The sequence below is a fragment of the Streptosporangium sp. NPDC023825 genome (genome assembly GCF_040639575.1).
In the GTDB taxonomy this organism is placed as follows: domain Bacteria; phylum Actinomycetota; class Actinomycetes; order Streptosporangiales; family Streptosporangiaceae; genus Streptosporangium.
Genome location: NZ_JBFAAE010000021.1, coordinates 74,590 through 90,360 on the forward strand (window position 1 = coordinate 74,590; position 15,771 = coordinate 90,360).

Below are 15,771 nucleotides of genomic sequence, written 5' to 3' on the forward strand. Positions count from 1 at the left end.
ACCTCCACGAGGAGCCCGGAGGCGGGAGCGAGCAGCCCGGCCGACGAAATGCGATCTTGTCATAGGCGGTTGCTATCTTCCCGGCCATGGTGAAGGTCGGAGACGTCGCGGCCGTGCCCCTTCCGCAGGGCGGCCACGGTGCGTGCCAGGTGGGCGGGATCAGCGCCGACGGCTGGGTGACGGTGTGCATGCTCGACCGGTACTTCGAGGTGATGCCCACCCTGGACGACTCCCTCGGTCACGAGCCGAATCGAACCGCCCCGACTTTACCGGAGCGATTCAGCCACTTCCCTCCAGTGGCCCGGTCACAGGCCCACCAGCCACGAGACAACAGTCTCGAAATCCCCTCCGACCGTTGATGATCTTCAGGTCAGCGTAAACTCACCGGTATGAGCGCGGCACCCGAGGAGTACGACGACCTGCACCGCCTGGTTGACCGCTTGACACTGGACCAGGCCCGCGCTTTGCGTGCCGTCGCTCTGCAACTCGTCGAGAACGAACCGGCCCCCGTCGCCCAAGCACAAAGTCGGCGGCGTCGGTTGTCGTTCGCCGGAATCATCACCGACGAGCCGGACAGTGCTCAACGCTCGGAAGAGATCCCTCTGAACAGGTTCCGGACCGGCTAGTGCTCATCTGTGACACCGGCCCCCCTGTACGCGGCGATGAACCGGAAAGACCAGGATCACGACCGCTGGCTTGATCTCCTCGAAACTCATCCGGGCCCGCTGATCCTGCCTGGACCGGTGCTGGCGGAAGTCTGCCGGCTGTTGGAGTCACGGGTACCGGCCGCGGAGGCCGACTTCCTTCAGTCCATCGTGGACGGCGAGTTGACCATGGAGCCACTGACCACCGTTGACATCGCCAGAATGAAAATCCTGGTCGTGAAGTACGCGAACTTCCCCCTGGGGGCGGTGGACGCCGCCGTGATCGCAGTCGCGGAAAGGTTGGGCGTCCCGGAAATCGCCACCATCGACCACCGTCACTTCGGAGCGGTGCAAAACGCGCGAGGCGGGCACTTCACACTGCTGCCGTAAGCCGGTACAGGATTCGTGACACGCACCTCACCGGCCATGGAGCCACATTGGCGGTCTCACCGACGGATCGACGGTGTCGGTGAAACCGATCACGTCAGAACATCGAGATGTGGACGTGGTCGATGTGGTTGGCGGTGTTGCCGCCTCGGTTGGACATCATCTTCCATCCGGCGCCGGTGCGGACGTCGTAGTACTTCTGCTGCCAGATGATGTACATGACCCCGAGGCGGTTGCCGTTGTCGATGGCCCACTGGGCGAGGCGGTTGCCGCGGTCCAGGGCGTCCTCCGCGGGGACGCTGCCGCCGGAGCTCATCATGAAGTCGCAGGCCCGGCCGCTGCCGTGGTCGCCGGGGTCGCCGGGGCGCAGGCAGCCGTAGCCGTACGGCATGGGAAAGTTCTGCAGCACGAGGTTGCGCATGGTGATCGTGCGGGGGGTCAGGCCGCCGCTGCCCGAGGGGGTCTGGAAGCCGTACTTGGCCAGGAGCTTCTCGATCCTGACCCGCTGCCGCTTGAGGTCGGCGATGTCCTTCTTGAGTTTGACGATCTTCGTGTCGGCGGACTTCTCCGCGGCCTTGGCCTTCTTGATGAGGTCCTTGACCCGGTTGAGCTGGGTGGCGCGGCGGCTGGCCAGGTAGGACATGGTCGCGGCCTGGCCGAGGGCCAGGTTGGCGTCACCCTGGAAGCTCAGCAGGTTGCCGTCGTCGAGGGCGCCGCCCATGTAGGTGGTCTGGGCGAAGCGCACGACGTCGGTCTCGGCGTTGGCCAGGGCGCGCCTGAGGCTCTTGGCGTTGGTCGTGGCCTTGCTGGCCTGGACCCGGGTCTCCTCCAGGCTCTGCACCTGGCCGCGGTAACTCTTGTTGATCGCGGCGGCCTCTTGGGTCAGCTTCTTGAGCTCGGCCTCGGGGCTGGGTTTGGCGACCTGGAGGGGGGCGGCCCCGGCGACGGCGGGCGACAGGAGTAGCACGGTGAGTGCGGCAGCCAATGCGGCTGCGCGAGTCGGCCTCACGCTTCGCTCACCTCCGGAGCCCCCTCATGGACGGAGCGAAACTATAGAAGACGATCTTGAAGCTCGCCACCGGAACGAAGGAACCCGCGCACCATTGGTGAACTATCAACCTCTTTAGGGTGATTTAACCAACTACTGCGGTACATGTCACTCCTGTCACTCTGGAGAATCCTCGCACAGAACGCACCACGCCACTCGCGAGCCGAAGACAGCCCGGGCTCACGGTACGAGGGCGTCTCACCTCACAACATGAAGACGTCTCAGCCCAAGACCCGGGGGTATTTCAACCCAAGGCGCGAAGACGTCCCGGATCGAGGCACGAAGCCTCCGGCCACCCTTGTCATCAGCGACAGAACATGATTCGGTCTCAAGCAGCGGTGGGGCGCGTGGCGCCCTGCCCAGCGGATGAAACCGTCCGAGAATCGCGACTCTGGCCCGCCCACCAGGAGGCAACACATCATGCGCCAGCACGACACGCTCTTCATCGGAGGCGACTGGGTGGCCCCCGCCGGGACCGGCATCATCGACGTCGTCTCCCCTCATACCGAGGAGGTCGTCGGCCGGGTTCCCGACGGCACCCCCGCCGACATGGACCGGGCGGTGGCAGCCGCCCGCCAGGCGTTCGACCACGGTCCGTGGCCCCGGATGACGATGGCCGAGCGCGCGGCCGTCGTCGGCAGGCTCGCCGAGATCTACGCGGCCCGCCAGGGCGAGATGGCCGAGCTCATCACCCTGGAGATGGGCTCTCCGATCACCTTCTCCCAGCTGGCGCAGGCCCCGCAGCCGCTCGGCATGCTCCAGTACTACGCCGAGCTGGGCAAGACCTTCCCCGTCGAGGAGGAGCGCCCCGGCACCTTCGGCACCGTGACCGTCCGCCGCGAGCCGGTGGGCGTGGTCGCCGCCGTGGTCCCGTGGAACGTCCCGCAGTTCGTCATCATGATCAAGCTGGCCCCGGCCCTCGTCGCGGGGTGCACGATCGTGGTCAAGCCCGCGCCCGAGACCCCGCTCGACTCCTACCTGCTGGCCGAGATGGTCAAGGAGGCGGGCATCCCCGACGGCGTCGTCAACATCGTCGCCGCCGGGCGCGAGACGAGCGAGTACCTGATCTCCCACCCGGGCGTGGACAAGGTCGCCTTCACCGGTTCCACCGCCGCAGGGCGGCGCATCGCGGCGATCTGCGGCGAGCAGCTCAAGCGCTGCACCCTGGAACTGGGCGGCAAGTCCGCGGCGATCATCCTGGACGACTGCGACCTGCCCTCCGCGATGGGCTTCCTGTCGATCGCCTCGCTGATGAACAACGGCCAGGCCTGCGTCGCCCAGACCCGCATCCTGGCCTCGCGCAGCCGCTACGACGAGGTCGTGGACGCGGTCTCGGCGATGGTGCGGGGCATGCAGGTCGGCGACCCGGCCGACCCGGCGACCGGCATCGGCCCGATGGTCGCCAAGCGGCAGCAGGAGCGGGTCGAGGGCTATATCAAGATCGGCATCGACGAGGGCGCCAAGCCGGTCGTCGGCGGCCTGGAGCGCCCCTACGACCGCGGCTGGTACGTGGCCCCGACCGTCTTCGCGGGAGCCACCAACGAGATGCGCATCGCCCGCGAGGAGATCTTCGGACCGGTCCTGGCGGTGATCCCGTACGAGGACGAGAAGGACGCGATCCGGATCGCCAACGACAGCGACTACGGCCTGGCCGGGACGGTGTGGACCGCCGACACCGAGCACGGCATGGACGTCGCCCGCCAGGTGCGCGCCGGCACCTACGGCGTCAACCTCTTCATGATCGAGAACAGCTCGCCCTTCGGCGGCTTCAAGGGCAGCGGCCTCGGCCGCGAGCTGGGCCCGGAGGGACTGTCGTCCTACCTGGAGTACAAGTCGATCGCCCGCCTGGGCTGAGGTGCTCCACGGACCGGTCCAGGCGCGCGGCGGGGCCGGTCGTGGCGTTCAGGTGTGCCGGTACGGCTCTCACGAGCCGTACCGGCACACCGCCGGACGGACCGCCCAGCGCACCCCCGCGACGCTGGGCGACCATCCGACCACAAGAAGTATGTCCCACGACGAGCGCCGAGCGATGGTTCGGGTCCCGCGGACTTCTCCCGGCGGATCTCATTCATCCGCTGTCGTGGTAGACGTCTTTTATCCGCGATTGGTTCGGGAAACGACGGAAAGAGTTTGCCGGGCGATCTCGAACTCCTCGTCCGTGGGGATCACCGCGATCCTCACGGCCCCGCCGCCGGCGGAGACGAGCGTGTCGCCCCGCGCGTTGCGTACCGGGTCCACGGCGATGCCGAGCGCCCCGAGACCGGCCAGCGTCCTCTCCCTGACCAGGGCGGAGTTCTCCCCGACCCCGCCGGTGAAGGCGATGACGTCGACCGTGCCGAGGACGGCGTAGTAGGCGCCGACGTACTTGCGGAGCCGGTGGCAGTAGACCGACAGGGCCAGTTCGGCGTCCGGGTCGCCCCCGGCCACCCGCTCGGTCACCGCGCGCATGTCGTTGTCGCCGCAGAGACCGAGCATGCCGCTGCGGCGGTTGAGCAGCGCGTCGATCTCGTCGAGGGACATGCCTCCCGTACGCGCCAGGTAGAGGACCACCGCCGGGTCCAGGTCGCCGCTGCGGGTCCCCATGACGAGGCCCTCCAGCGGGGTCATGCCCATGGACGTGTCCACGCACCGCCCGGCGGACACCGCCGAGGCGCTGGCCCCGTTGCCGAGGTGCAGGACGATCACGTTGGCCTCGGGCCGGCCCGCGAGGAGGGCGGCCTGGCGGGAGACGTACGCGTGTGAGGTGCCGTGGAAGCCGTAGCGCCGCACACCCAGCCGCGCGGCCACCTCGCGGTCGATCGCGTACGTCGAGGCGGCCGGGGGGATCGTGGCGTGGAAGGCGGTGTCGAAGACGGCGACCTGCGGCAGGTCGGGACGGAGCCGCCGGGCGACCTCGATGCCCGCCAGGTTGGCGGGGTTGTGCAGGGGCGCGAGGGGGACGAGCTCCTCGATCCCCCTGACCACCTCGTCGGTGATCAGCGTGGGCCGGGTGAAGGCCGTGCCCCCGTGCACCACCCGGTGCCCGATCGCGGTGAGCTCGGGGGAGTCGAGCCCCAGGCCGTCGGCGGCCAGCCGGGCCGCGACGGTCTCCAGTGCCGCCCGGTGGTCGGGTGCCGGGGAGCCGGGCTCGCCGATGCGCTCCACCGTTCCCGAGGCCAGCCGCTCGGCGCCGGACAGGAGCCGGTACTTCAGCGAGGAGGACCCGGAGTTGAGGACCAGCACCCGTCCGGGAAGGCCCTCCCCGCCCGGCTCCCCGTCCCGGTTCGGGCCGCTCCCCCGGTCCGGGCCGCTCGAACCGTTCGGATCGTCCGGGCCGTTCGAGCCCTCCCGGTCCGAGCGGTCCGGGCCGGGGCGGTGCCCCGGGGCGCCGCTCGCGCTCTCGTCGTCGCTCCGTCCGGAGGCCCCCGCCGTCCGCGCGCCTCGCTCGCTCAAGGTGTGACCTCCTGCGCCTGTACGGCGGTGATGGCGACGGTACTCACGATGTCGGTGACCAGGGCTCCGCGCGACAGGTCGTTGACCGGCCTGCGCAGCCCCTGCAGGACCGGCCCGACCGCGACGGCACCGGCCGAGCGCTGCACGGCCTTGTAGGTGTTGTTGCCGGTGTTCAGGTCGGGGAAGATCAGCACGGTCGCCCGGCCGGCGACCTGTGACCCGGGCAGCTTGGCGGCCGCGACCCTGGCGTCCACCGCCGCGTCGTACTGGACGGGCCCCTCGACCAGCAGGTCGGGCGCCCGCTCGGCGACCAGGGCGGTGGCGGCGCGGACCTTGTCGACGTCGGCGCCGCTGCCCGACTCGCCGGTGGAGTAGGACAGCATCGCGATCCTCGGTTCCACGCCGAACCGCTTCGCCGTGCGGGCCGAGGAGATCGCGATGTCGGCGAGCATCTCGGCGTCGGGGTCGGGATTGATCGCGCAGTCGCCGTAGACGAGGACACGGTCGGCCAGGCACATGAAGAACACCGAGGAGACGATCGAGGTGTCGGGGACCGTCTTGATGATCTGGAAGGCGGGCAGGATCGTGGCGGCCGTGGTGTGCGCGGCCCCGGAGACCATGCCGTGCACCAGGCCCCGGTGCAACATCATCGTGCCGAAGAAGTTGACGTCGGCGACCACGTCCAGGGCCAGCTCGGCGGTCATGCCCTTGTGCGCCCTCAGCTTGGCGTACTCCTCGGCGAACGACTCCCGCAGCGGCGAGGTGAGCGGGTCGGCGACGGTCACGCCCGACAGGTCGAGGCCGAGGTCGCCGATCCGCCGCCGCACCACGTCCTCCCTGCCGAGGAGGGTGATGTCGACGATGCCGCGCCGCAGGAGGATGTCGGCCGCCCGCAGGATGCGGTCGTCCTCGCCCTCCGGCAGCACGATGTGCCGCCGGTCGGCCCGTGCCCGCTCCAGCAGGGTGTGCTCGAACATCATCGGGGTGACCCGCTCGGAGCGGGTCAGCTCGATCCTGTCGGCCAGACCGGCCGCGTCCACGTGCGCCTGGAAGTGGCCGAGGGCCGTCGCGATCTTGCGCGGGTTGTCGACGGTGAGCCTTCCCTCCAGCCCGGCCAGGGTGGTCGCCACGGTGAAGCTGTCCGCCTCGGCCGCGAGCACCGGCACGCCGGGCGCCAGACGGGCCGTGAGCTCCCGTACGGCCTCGCTGGGCCTCTCCCCCACCGTGAGGACGACCCCGGCCGGTCGCGCCGTACCGGCCGCCTCGACGGCCAGCGAGACCAGCAGCAGGTCCGCGCGGTCGCCCGGCGTGATCACGAGCGCGCCGTCGACGAGGTGCTCCAGGAACACCGGGAGCGTGGCGCCGCCGAACACGAACCCGAGCACGTCGCGCGACAGGCCGTCCTCGCCCTGGATCAGCTCGGCGTCCACCGCCCGCATGACCTGCCCGACGGTCGGCGCCGACAGCGACGGGTGCTCGGGCACGGCGTAGAAGGGCACCGGCAGGTCGCACTCGATGACCGTGCCCTCGGGCACCCGGTTGGCGATCACCGCGAGCACCGTGCAGCCCAGGTCGGAGAAGACCTGGTAGCCGGTACGCATCTCCGTCGCGATCTCCTCGGCGTCGTCGCCGTGCGCGCCCACCACCACGATCACCGGTGCGCCGAACTCGGCCGCCAGGCGGGCGTTGAAGGCCAGCTCGCGCGGCAGGTCGTCGGTGTCGAAGGAGCTGCCGAGCACCAGCAGGGCGTCGCACTCGCGCTCCAGGGTGTGGAAGCGGCCGACCAGGCGGCCGATGAGCTCCTCGGCGCCTCGCTCGGCGTAGATCTCCGCGGCGTCCTCGGCGGTCACCCCGGTCGCCGCGGCGGCGGGGCGGTATCTGGCCTTGAGCAGCTCCAGGGTACGGTCCTCGCCGCCCCCGGTGATCGGCCGGAAGACCCCCGTGCGGTCGGCCCGCCCGGTCAGCAGCTCCATCAGGCCGAGCTCGACGATCTGCCTGCCGTCTCCCCGCCCAAGACCCGCAACGTAGATGCTCCGCATGTGTCCCTTTCCTCGCCGTTGCCCGCCGCCGTCACATCGGCATCGCCATCAGGTCAATCTTCACGAGGCATACGGTCAATCTTCACGAGGATAGACATCTTCCGGGTGACCGGAACGGGCCGCGGCCCATCTCCCGATGCGGCGGACCAGCTCCGGGGTGGCCGCCGACTCCGCGTGGCCGAAGCCGGGCTCGATCCACAGCTCCTTCGGCTCGTCGGCGGCCTCGTAGATCTGGTACGCGTGGTCGAGGGGGAAGAACCGGTCCGCGTCGCCGTGCACGACCAGGAGCGGCACCGGCGAGATCTTCGCGGCCGCCTCGTACGGCGCCAGCGGCAGCGGGTCCCACACGCCCTTCACGATCCGGGTGCGCTTGCCCAGCCGCGCGGCCAGCCGCCCCATCGGCCGCTCGATCGCCCAGTGCACCTGGCGCATCGGCCTGGTCCCCCGGTAGTACCAGCGCGCGGGGGCGCTCACCGACACCACCGCGTCCGGGCCGCCCATCACCCCCGCGTGCCGCACGGCCACCGCCCCGCCCATGGAGAACCCGACGGTCACGACCCTGCGGTAGCCGACCGTCCGCGCGTGCCGTACCGCCGCGTCCACGTCGAGGATCTCCAGGTCTCCCACGGTCGACCGGCCTCCCGAGCGGCCGTGCCCCCTGAAGTCGAACGCCACCACCCCGCCGAACCCGCTGAGCACGTGGGCGATGCGGCGCGTGGCGCGTTCCCTGAGCGATCCGGTGAACCCGTGGGCCAGGACGATCCCGAGGTCGTCCGCGCCGCGCGAGGGGGTGTGGGCGGCGTCTATCCGCAGGTTGTCCCGGGTTTTCAGCATGACGGGAAACGACGGTGCGAGAGGCATGGATCCGAGCTTAGGGAGTGCCTGTGGCCCTGCCGCGGCCCGGTCCGCCGTACCTGCCACGGGTCGTCGTCGGGCCCCGTCGGGAGGGCCGGAGAGGTGTCCGGAGGGTGAATTGGCGCACTTCATCTGCCGGAGGCGTGAGAGCGATTGTCCGGATCAACTAAAATGGGAAGGCCGCACAGTCCGCGGCCAGCCTCCACGATCACAGAGTGAGACTCCATCATGCCTTTGAACAGCCGCGACGACCTGCGGAACATCGCGATCATCGCGCACGTCGACCACGGCAAGACCACTCTCGTGGATGCCATGCTCTGGCAGTCGGGCGCCTTCCGCGTCAACCAGGACGTGGACGACCGCGTCATGGACTCCAACGACCTCGAACGCGAGAAGGGGATCACCATTCTCGCGAAGAACACCGCCGTCAAGCACGGCGGCATGACGCTCAACATCATCGACACCCCCGGCCACGCCGACTTCGGCGGTGAGGTCGAGCGGGGCCTGTCCATGGTCGACGGCGTCGTGCTGCTGGTCGACGCCTCCGAGGGGCCGCTGCCGCAGACCCGGTTCGTGCTGCGCAAGGCGTTCGCCGCGAAGATGCCGGTCATCCTGTGCATCAACAAGGTCGACCGCCCCGACGCCCGGATCAAGGAGGTCGTGGACGAGGTCTACGAGCTCTTCATCGACCTGGACGCCACCGAGGAGCAGATCGACTTCCCGATCGTCTACGCCTCGGCCAAGGCCGGACGCGCCTCGCTCAACCGTCCCGAGGACGCCGGGATGCCGGACTCCGAGGACCTGGAGCCGCTGTTCGAGGTCATCAAGAACACGATCCCGGCCCCGGTGTACGACCCGACGGCCCCGCTGCAGGCGCACGTCACCAACCTTGACGCCTCGTCCTACCTGGGCAGGATCGCGCTCTGCCGCGTCCACCAGGGCACCATCAAGAAGGGCCAGCAGGTCGCCTGGTGCCGCACCGACGGCAGCATCCAGCGGGTGAAGATCACCGAGCTGCTGATGACCGACGCGCTGGAGCGCAAGCCCGCCGAGGAGGCGGGTCCCGGCGACATCATCGCGATCGCCGGAATCCCGGACATCATGATCGGCGAGACCCTCGCCGACCCCGAGGACCCGCGCCCGCTGCCCCTCATCACGGTCGACGAGCCCGCGATCTCCATGACCGTCGGCACCAACACCTCGCCGCTGGTCGGCAGGGTCAAGGGTTCCAAGGTCACCGCCCGCATGGTCAAGGACCGGCTCGACAAGGAGCTCGTCGGCAACGTGTCGCTGCGCGTCCTGCCGACCGACCGTCCCGACGCGTGGGAGGTGCAGGGCCGTGGCGAGCTGGCGCTGGCCATCCTGGTCGAGCAGATGCGCCGCGAGGGCTACGAGCTGACCGTCGGCAAGCCGCAGGTCGTCACCAAGGTCATCGACGGCAAGGTCCACGAGCCGGTCGAGCGGGTGACCATCGACTGCCCCGAGGAGTACCTGGGGGCGATCACCCAGCTGCTCGCGGTCCGCAAGGGCCGTATGGAGCACATGACCAACCACGGCACCGGCTGGATCCGCATGGAGTTCGTGGTCCCGGCCCGCGGTCTGATCGGCTTCCGGACCGAGTTCCTGACCGAGACCCGCGGCACCGGCATCGTGAACCACGTGTTCGAGGACTACGAGCCGTGGTTCGGCGAGCTGCGCACCCGCAACAACGGCTCGCTGGTCGCCGACCGGCCGGGCCCGGTGACCCCGTTCGCCATGCTGAACCTGCAGGAGCGCGGCGTCCTGTTCGTCCAGCCGACCACCGAGGTCTACGAGGGCATGATCGTTGGTGAGAACTCGCGGTCCGACGACATGGACGTGAACATCACCAAGGAGAAGAAGCTCACCAACATGCGCTCCTCGACGAGCGACACGACGGAGACGCTGATCCCGCCGCGCCAGCTCTCGCTGGAGCAGGCGCTGGAGTTCATCCGCGAGGACGAGTGCGTGGAGATCACCCCGGAGAACGTGCGCATCCGCAAGGTCGTCCTCGACGCCTCGACCCGCGCCCGGACCACCGCCCGCGCCAAGCGGACCAACTGACCCTCGGCACCGCTCCACGTCGATCCGCACCGTCCCGCCGGGCACACCCGGCGGGACGGTCCCGTCCCGTACGGCTTCCTCGTCCGTCGCGGCCCGCACGGCACGGCTTTGCCCGGCGAGACGGCGTGGTGCCCCCGGTAGCCGCCCCCACCTGGGGTAGGAACCCTGTACTGGCCGCTCCCCGCCACCGCGGGGAGCCCAGGACTCGTACGGGGGGATCTCTCATGCTTCACAGAACCTGTCTCGCCCTGGCCGTCGCGCTCGGGACGGTGGCGGCCGGAGCCGGCACCGTCCCGGCCGCCCAGGCGACATCGCGGTTTCCGGGGCCGGCGTCGCCGGCGCCCCAGGCGTCGGCCGAGGCCGTCATCAAGGACGCGGCCGGGAAGAACGTCGGCTCCCTGCGCATCGACCAGCAGCCGGGCGGCAAGTCCAGGCTCGCGGTCACCGTCCGCGGCCTGCGCCCCGGCTACCACGGCTTCCACGTCCACATGAAGGGCGTCTGTGACCCCAGGGCGATCGACCCGGTCACCCGCAGCCCCTTCGCCAGCGCGGGCGCGCACTTCACCATCCCGCCGGTCAAGCACAGCGGGCACTCCGGCGACCTGCCCAACCTCCTCGTCGCCGCCGACGGCACCGGCGAGACGACCGTCGTGACCGACCGCTTCCAGGTGGGGCAGCTCTTCGACGCCGACGGCAGTTCCATCGTCGTCCACGCCCTGCCGGACAACCACTCCAACATCCCCGACCGCTACCGCCACCCCGGCGGCACCGGCCCGGACGCGGAGACCCTCAAGGCCGGAGACTCCGGCGGGCGCATCGCCTGCGGTGTGATCACCAGGAACCCGTGATCCCCCTGGGCACCCGGCGGCCGGGCGTCAGAAGCTCTCGCGCGGCAGCCCGACAGGAACCGGTGGTCCCCGCGGGCATCCGGCGGCCGGGCGTCAGGGGCTCTCGCGCGGCAGCTCGATGGTGATCGTCAGGCCGCCCTCCTCGCGGGAGCTCGCGGTCACGGTGCCGCCGTGGGCCTCGGCGACGACCCGGACGATCGACAACCCCAGGCCGCTGCCGCGATCGGAGCGCAGCCGGTCCCCGTGGAGCCGCCGGAACGGCTCGAAGATCGTTTCGATCTCGTAGGGCGGGACGGGCAACCCGGTGTTCGCCACCACAAGTTCCACCCGGTCGGCGCGCTGCCGGGTGGACACCCACACCTGGCCGCCGCCGTGGTTGTGCCGGATCGCGTTCTCCACGAGGTTCTGCACGAGCCTTTCGACCAGCACCGGCTCACCGGCGGTCGGCGCGGGGTCCAGCAGCCGGTGGATGGTCACCTCGCGCTCCTCCGCCTCCTCGCCCGCCAGGTCGAGCACGTGCTCGACCACGTCGGTCAGGTCGAAGGGACGGCGGTCGAGGACCGCCTGCTCCCCCTCGGTCAGCGCGAGCAGGCCGTCGATCAGCCTCTCGTGGCGCGTGTTGACCAGCAGCAGGGACTCGCCGAGCCGCCTGACGTCCTCGGTCGCGTCGGGCCGCCGGACCGCCACGTCCACCAGGGTGCGGTTGATGGTGAGCGGGGTGCGCAACTCGTGGGAGGCGTTGGCGACGAAGCGCCGCTGGCCGTCGAAGGAACGGGCCAGGCGGGCAAGGATGGTGTCGACGATGTCGGCGAGCTCCTTGAACTCGTCGTCCGGCCCGTCGTAGGTGATGCGCCCGGTGAGGTCGTGGCTCTGGGCGACGTACCGCGCGCTCGCGGTGACCTCCCTGACGGGGCGGAGCGTCCAGCCCGCCGCCCGCCAGCCGGTCGCCGCCGCGATCCCTGCGGCCGCGAGCACCGCGAAGCCGCCCACGGTGAGGACGCTGCTGATCGTGTCGGCCTGGTAGATGCGCCTGACCTGTGCGACCCGCTGCTCCGCCACCCGGTACTCGTGATCTTCCGGGCCGTAGTGGATGCCCGCCACCTGCATGTATCGGGGATGCCGCAATCCGTCGCGGGGCTCCAGGCTCTGCCGTACGAGGAAGGCGAGTCCCGCGACCATGATGACGCCGAGATAGAGGACCACCGTGCCGCAGGCGACGGCGAACCGGAAACGAACGCTCATCCTCATGGAATGCGGTATCCCACTCCCGTGACGGTCTCGATGACCGCCGGTTCGCCGATCTTGCGGCGCAACTTCATCATCGTCGTCCTCACGGTGTTGGTGAACGGGTCGGTGTGCTCGTCCCACACCTTCTCCAGCAGCCTCTCGCTGGAGACCACCGCCCCACCGGCGCGCAGCAGCTCGGCCAGCACGCCGAACTCCTTACGGGCGAGCGGCACGTAGCGCCCGTCGCGGAACACCTGCCGGTGCGCCCGGTCCAGGCTGATGCCCGCCCGCTCCAGCAACGGCGGGTCGGCGGGCCGCACCCGGCGGCCCAGCGCGTGCACGCGGGCCGTCAGCTCCTCGAACGCGAACGGCTTGGGCAGGTAGTCGTCGGCGCCGAGGGACAGGCCCGCCACCCGTGAGCGCACGTCGCCCGACGCGGTGAGCATGATGATCCGCACGAGTGCCCCCTCGGCGACCACGGCCTTGCACACGTCGTCACCGTGCACGCCCGGCAGGTCCCGGTCCAGGACGAGCACGTCGTACTCGTGGAGCCGCAGCCGTTCCAGCGCGGCCTCCCCGTCGTAGGCGACGTCGACGGCGAACGCCTCCCCGCGCAGCCCCTCCGCGATCGAGTCGGCGAGCATCACCTCGTCCTCGACGACCAACACCCGCAAGACGCCCCCCTTGCCCCGAATCGCGTCAGCGTTTCACAGACGGCATAACGCGGGCGTAACCGAATTCGGTGACGGCAAGGTTATCGGCCGATCGCTGGACTGCTCCCACCGTGCCGGGAATCTCCCGGCCCCGGAACGGGGGACCGTCCATGCTCATCTCACCTGGCGGAGTCCGGACCCTGCCCGCCACGCCCGAAGGGAGCGGGCCGCGCGACCGGCTCCGCGCCCTCGGCGGCCACCGGCCGTTCGTCGTCGTGATCGTCCTGGCGGCGGGGCTCCGTGCCCTCGTCATGCTCGGCTACGACACCGCCCAGCTCTACTGGTACGACTCCTTCACCTACCTGAACACGGCCGTCCACCTGGCACCCTCCGGCGCGTTCCACCCGGCCGGGTACCCCTTCCTGCTGCGGCTGCTGCTGCCCTTCCACAGCGTGGAACTCGTCGCGGGCGTCCAGCACGCCATGGGCCTCGGCACGGGCCTGATGATCTATCTGGTGCTGCGCCGCCACTCGCTTCCCTGGTGGGGAGCGACCCTGGCGACCCTGCCCGTGCTGTTCAACCCCGCCTTCCTCAGGCTCGAACACGCCGTGCTCTCCGACACCCAGCTCATCTTCCTCATCACCGGCGCCCTGACGGTGCTGATGTGGCGGGCCGTGCCGTCGGCGCGGGCGGTCGCCGTGACGGGCCTGCTGCTGGCGCTGGCCGGGCTCACCCGCACGGTCGCGGTGCCACTGCTGGGGCTGGTCCTGCTCCACCTGCTCCTGCGACGGGCCGGCCGGCGGCGAGTGGTGGCACTGGCCGTCGCCGGGCTGCTGCCGCTGGCCGCGTACGGGGCCTGGTACCAGCAGCACCACGGGCGGTTCGCGCTCAGCGGTTCCGACGGCGTGGCGCTGTGGGCCCGCACGATGACGTTCGCCGACTGCTCGGTGATCAGGCCACCGGCCCGGGAGGCGGTTCTCTGCCCGAACGGCACCGTCGTCGACGCCGCCTCCGAGTACGTATGGGCTCCCGGTGCCTCGCTCAACAGGTTGCCGGGGGGCCGGTTCGCCCACAACGACCTGGCCAGGTCCTTCGCGCTGCGCGCCATCGCCGCGCAGCCGCTGGACTACCTCCGCGAGGTCGCCCGCGACACCGCGCTCACCTTCGCGCCGACCCCGGTCCGCCACCCCCTGCGTGTCTCCCCCGCCCTGACGTTCCCCGTCGGCTCCTGGCCGCTGCCCGCCTTCCCGCTGATCGACCAGGTGCGTCGCGAGTACGACGGCGACATCCGGGGGATGTCGTCGGTCGAGCCTTACGCGAGCCTCCTGGGCTCGTACGCCTACCCCGGCGTCCTGCACGGCCCGCTGCTCGGCGCGCTCCTGCTGCTCGGCGGCCTCGGAGCCGTCGGGCGACGGCGCCCGGCCCTGCTGCCGTGGGCGGCGGCCGTCTTCCTGCTGCTCGCCCCGGTCGCCGTGCTGGACTTCGACCACCGCTACGTGCTGCCCTCGATCCCCCTGGCCTGCCTCGCGGCGGCCCTGGCCGTGGCGGGCCTCAGCCGCCGAGCTCGCGCTTGCGCCGCAGCAGGGCGGCCCGGTCGGCACGGGCCCTGAGCAGGAGGGTCACCGCGAGCACGGCCAGCGTCGCGGCGACGGCGACCCCCGCCGTACCCGCCCAGGTGCCCCTGGTGGCCGCGACCGCGGCCGTCCCCGCCGTCAGCAGGCCCGTCGCGGCCACCGCCAGCCAGGCGGCGATCACCCGGTCCAGAGCGAACAACGGCGTCCTGCGGGTCAGCGCCCAGGCCCCGTAACCGGCCCAGGCAAGGCCGAGCGCGACCAGCGCGCCGAAGGCCAGGTGCGTACGGCCCGGCAGGGCGGGCTCGGTGGCCCACAGCAGGCCGATGAACAGCGCCCCGCCCAGGCCGCCGAGCAGTGCCACGACGTTGCCGATCCGGCGGCGCAGCGACAGCGGGCCCGACAGCCTGCCGATCATGTCATCGGGGTTCATCTTTGGTATCCCCTCTCCGTGAGCTGGTCGCGCAGCATGCGCCGCGCGCGGGACAGGCGCGACTTGACCGTGCCGGCGGGGACGGCGCAGATCTGCGCGCAGTCCTCCAGGGAGAGGTCCTGCAGGTAGAACAGCACGAGGACCTCCCGCTCCCTGACCGGCAGCCCCGACAGGCCCGCGAGCAGGCCGGCGCGGTCCACGAGGGCGTCGGCGGGGTCGGCGGACACCCGCTCCTCCTCCGCCGGGACCTCGGGCCTGGCGTACTCCTCGCGGAGCCGGTCGGCCACCGCGCGCCTGGCGATCGTGAAGAGCCAGGGCGCGAACCTGCCGGGCTCCTTCAGGCGCGGCAGCCCGCGCACCACGGCCACCCAGACCTCCTGGGCCACGTCGTCGGCCCGCGAGGGCCCCAGCATGCGCCGTACGTAGTTCCACACCGGGTCGTGCCAGGTCCTCACCAGCTCGGCGAACGCCTCGCGCTCACCGAGCCGGCACCGGACCACCAGCAGTTCGTCAGTCACCCTGTCCTCCTCGCTCAGGACAGTCGGGAAACGG

Annotated in this window: 15 protein-coding genes; 7 read left to right on the plus strand and 8 right to left on the minus strand. The window is 70.8% G+C overall.

Annotation, left to right across the window (positions count from 1 at the left end; all coding sequences use genetic code 11):
• Positions 1-86: 86 nt before the first annotated feature.
• From AB0G15_RS19990 to AB0G15_RS20000, 3 genes are read left to right on the plus strand one after another with little or no spacing between them, the layout of a single operon-like run.
• The gene (locus tag AB0G15_RS19990; protein ID WP_362841663.1) at positions 87-359 is read left to right on the plus strand and encodes a hypothetical protein; all 273 of its coding nucleotides are present in this window, start codon (positions 87-89) and stop codon (positions 357-359) included.
• Between the two features lie 30 nt (positions 360-389).
• On the plus strand, positions 390-626 hold the full coding sequence (locus AB0G15_RS19995) for a hypothetical protein (RefSeq protein WP_362841666.1): 237 nt from the start codon (positions 390-392) through the stop codon (positions 624-626).
• Positions 627-662: 36 nt separating this feature from the next.
• Positions 663-1,034, plus strand: a complete 372-nt coding sequence (locus AB0G15_RS20000; RefSeq protein WP_362841669.1) for a PIN domain-containing protein — start codon at positions 663-665, stop codon at positions 1,032-1,034.
• A gap of 94 nt (positions 1,035-1,128) precedes the next feature.
• Here the strand turns inward: AB0G15_RS20000 and AB0G15_RS20005 are convergent, their stop codons facing one another.
• Positions 1,129-2,040, minus strand: coding sequence for a hypothetical protein (locus tag AB0G15_RS20005; RefSeq protein ID WP_362841671.1), 912 nt, complete (start codon positions 2,038-2,040; stop codon positions 1,129-1,131).
• A 459-nt stretch (positions 2,041-2,499) separates the two neighbouring features.
• On the opposite strand from AB0G15_RS20005, the gene AB0G15_RS20010 reads away from it, so the two are divergent.
• On the plus strand, positions 2,500-3,933 hold the full coding sequence (locus AB0G15_RS20010) for an aldehyde dehydrogenase (protein WP_362841674.1): 1,434 nt from the start codon (positions 2,500-2,502) through the stop codon (positions 3,931-3,933).
• Positions 3,934-4,173: 240 nt separating this feature from the next.
• Here the strand turns inward: AB0G15_RS20010 and AB0G15_RS20015 are convergent, their stop codons facing one another.
• The 3 genes from AB0G15_RS20015 to AB0G15_RS20025 all read right to left on the minus strand — a co-directional run bounded on the left by AB0G15_RS20015 (position 4,174) and on the right by AB0G15_RS20025 (position 8,411).
• On the minus strand, positions 4,174-5,511 hold the full coding sequence (locus tag AB0G15_RS20015; RefSeq protein WP_362841677.1) for an acetate kinase: 1,338 nt from the start codon (positions 5,509-5,511) through the stop codon (positions 4,174-4,176).
• Complete coding sequence (gene pta, locus AB0G15_RS20020; RefSeq protein ID WP_362841680.1) at positions 5,508-7,550, minus strand: phosphate acetyltransferase; 2,043 nt, start codon at positions 7,548-7,550, stop codon at positions 5,508-5,510. The genes AB0G15_RS20015 and pta overlap by 4 nt, the downstream gene beginning before the upstream one ends.
• 75 nt (positions 7,551-7,625) lie before the next feature.
• The gene (locus AB0G15_RS20025; protein WP_362841683.1) at positions 7,626-8,411 is read right to left on the minus strand and encodes an alpha/beta fold hydrolase; all 786 of its coding nucleotides are present in this window, start codon (positions 8,409-8,411) and stop codon (positions 7,626-7,628) included.
• Between the two features lie 222 nt (positions 8,412-8,633).
• Here AB0G15_RS20025 and typA point away from each other — a divergent pair, with 222 nt between their 5' ends.
• Together typA and AB0G15_RS20035 are read left to right on the plus strand one after the other, a co-directional pair.
• Positions 8,634-10,487, plus strand: a complete 1,854-nt coding sequence (gene typA, locus AB0G15_RS20030; protein ID WP_362693557.1) for a translational GTPase TypA — start codon at positions 8,634-8,636, stop codon at positions 10,485-10,487.
• Positions 10,488-10,711: 224 nt separating this feature from the next.
• On the plus strand, positions 10,712-11,335 hold the full coding sequence (locus tag AB0G15_RS20035) for a superoxide dismutase family protein (RefSeq protein ID WP_362841686.1): 624 nt from the start codon (positions 10,712-10,714) through the stop codon (positions 11,333-11,335).
• Between the two features lie 93 nt (positions 11,336-11,428).
• Here AB0G15_RS20035 and AB0G15_RS20040 read toward each other — a convergent pair whose 3' ends face one another.
• Positions 11,429-12,577, minus strand: coding sequence for a HAMP domain-containing sensor histidine kinase (locus AB0G15_RS20040; protein WP_362841690.1), 1,149 nt, complete (start codon positions 12,575-12,577; stop codon positions 11,429-11,431).
• A gap of 2 nt (positions 12,578-12,579) precedes the next feature.
• Positions 12,580-13,236 carry a response regulator transcription factor gene (locus AB0G15_RS20045; protein WP_362841692.1) on the minus strand — a complete coding sequence of 219 codons (657 nt, stop codon included), beginning with the start codon at positions 13,234-13,236 and terminating at the stop codon, positions 12,580-12,582.
• Between the two features lie 149 nt (positions 13,237-13,385).
• On the opposite strand from AB0G15_RS20045, the gene AB0G15_RS20050 reads away from it, so the two are divergent.
• Positions 13,386-14,825: a hypothetical protein gene (locus AB0G15_RS20050; protein WP_362841694.1), complete on the plus strand. Its 1,440-nt coding sequence runs from the start codon at positions 13,386-13,388 to the stop codon at positions 14,823-14,825.
• Here the strand turns inward: AB0G15_RS20050 and AB0G15_RS20055 are convergent.
• On the minus strand, positions 14,767-15,219 hold the full coding sequence (locus AB0G15_RS20055) for a hypothetical protein (RefSeq protein WP_362841697.1): 453 nt from the start codon (positions 15,217-15,219) through the stop codon (positions 14,767-14,769). The two genes, AB0G15_RS20050 and AB0G15_RS20055, sit on opposite strands and share 59 nt — an antisense overlap.
• A complete protein-coding gene (locus AB0G15_RS20060; RefSeq protein ID WP_362841699.1) occupies positions 15,216-15,737 on the minus strand; it encodes a sigma-70 family RNA polymerase sigma factor in 522 nt (173 codons plus the stop codon). Before AB0G15_RS20060 ends, AB0G15_RS20055 begins: the two co-directional genes overlap by 4 nt.
• Positions 15,738-15,771: the final 34 nt, after the last annotated feature.

What these genes read in the sequence shown, in the direction of transcription:
- AB0G15_RS19990 (WP_362841663.1), top strand. Translation starts at nt 87, where the DNA reads ATGGTGAAGGTCGGAGACGTCGCGGCCGTGCCCCTTCCGCAGGGCGGC.
- AB0G15_RS19995 (WP_362841666.1), top strand. Translation starts at nt 390, where the DNA reads ATGAGCGCGGCACCCGAGGAGTACGACGACCTGCACCGCCTGGTTGAC.
- AB0G15_RS20000 (WP_362841669.1), top strand. Translation starts at nt 663, where the DNA reads ATGAACCGGAAAGACCAGGATCACGACCGCTGGCTTGATCTCCTCGAA.
- AB0G15_RS20010 (WP_362841674.1), top strand. Translation starts at nt 2,500, where the DNA reads ATGCGCCAGCACGACACGCTCTTCATCGGAGGCGACTGGGTGGCCCCC.
- pta (WP_362841680.1), bottom strand. Translation starts at nt 7,550, where the DNA reads ATGCGGAGCATCTACGTTGCGGGTCTTGGGCGGGGAGACGGCAGGCAG.
- AB0G15_RS20025 (WP_362841683.1), bottom strand. Translation starts at nt 8,411, where the DNA reads ATGCCTCTCGCACCGTCGTTTCCCGTCATGCTGAAAACCCGGGACAAC.
- typA (WP_362693557.1), top strand. Translation starts at nt 8,634, where the DNA reads ATGCCTTTGAACAGCCGCGACGACCTGCGGAACATCGCGATCATCGCG.
- AB0G15_RS20035 (WP_362841686.1), top strand. Translation starts at nt 10,712, where the DNA reads ATGCTTCACAGAACCTGTCTCGCCCTGGCCGTCGCGCTCGGGACGGTG.
- AB0G15_RS20040 (WP_362841690.1), bottom strand. Translation starts at nt 12,577, where the DNA reads ATGAGCGTTCGTTTCCGGTTCGCCGTCGCCTGCGGCACGGTGGTCCTC.
- AB0G15_RS20050 (WP_362841694.1), top strand. Translation starts at nt 13,386, where the DNA reads ATGCTCATCTCACCTGGCGGAGTCCGGACCCTGCCCGCCACGCCCGAA.
- AB0G15_RS20055 (WP_362841697.1), bottom strand. Translation starts at nt 15,219, where the DNA reads ATGAACCCCGATGACATGATCGGCAGGCTGTCGGGCCCGCTGTCGCTG.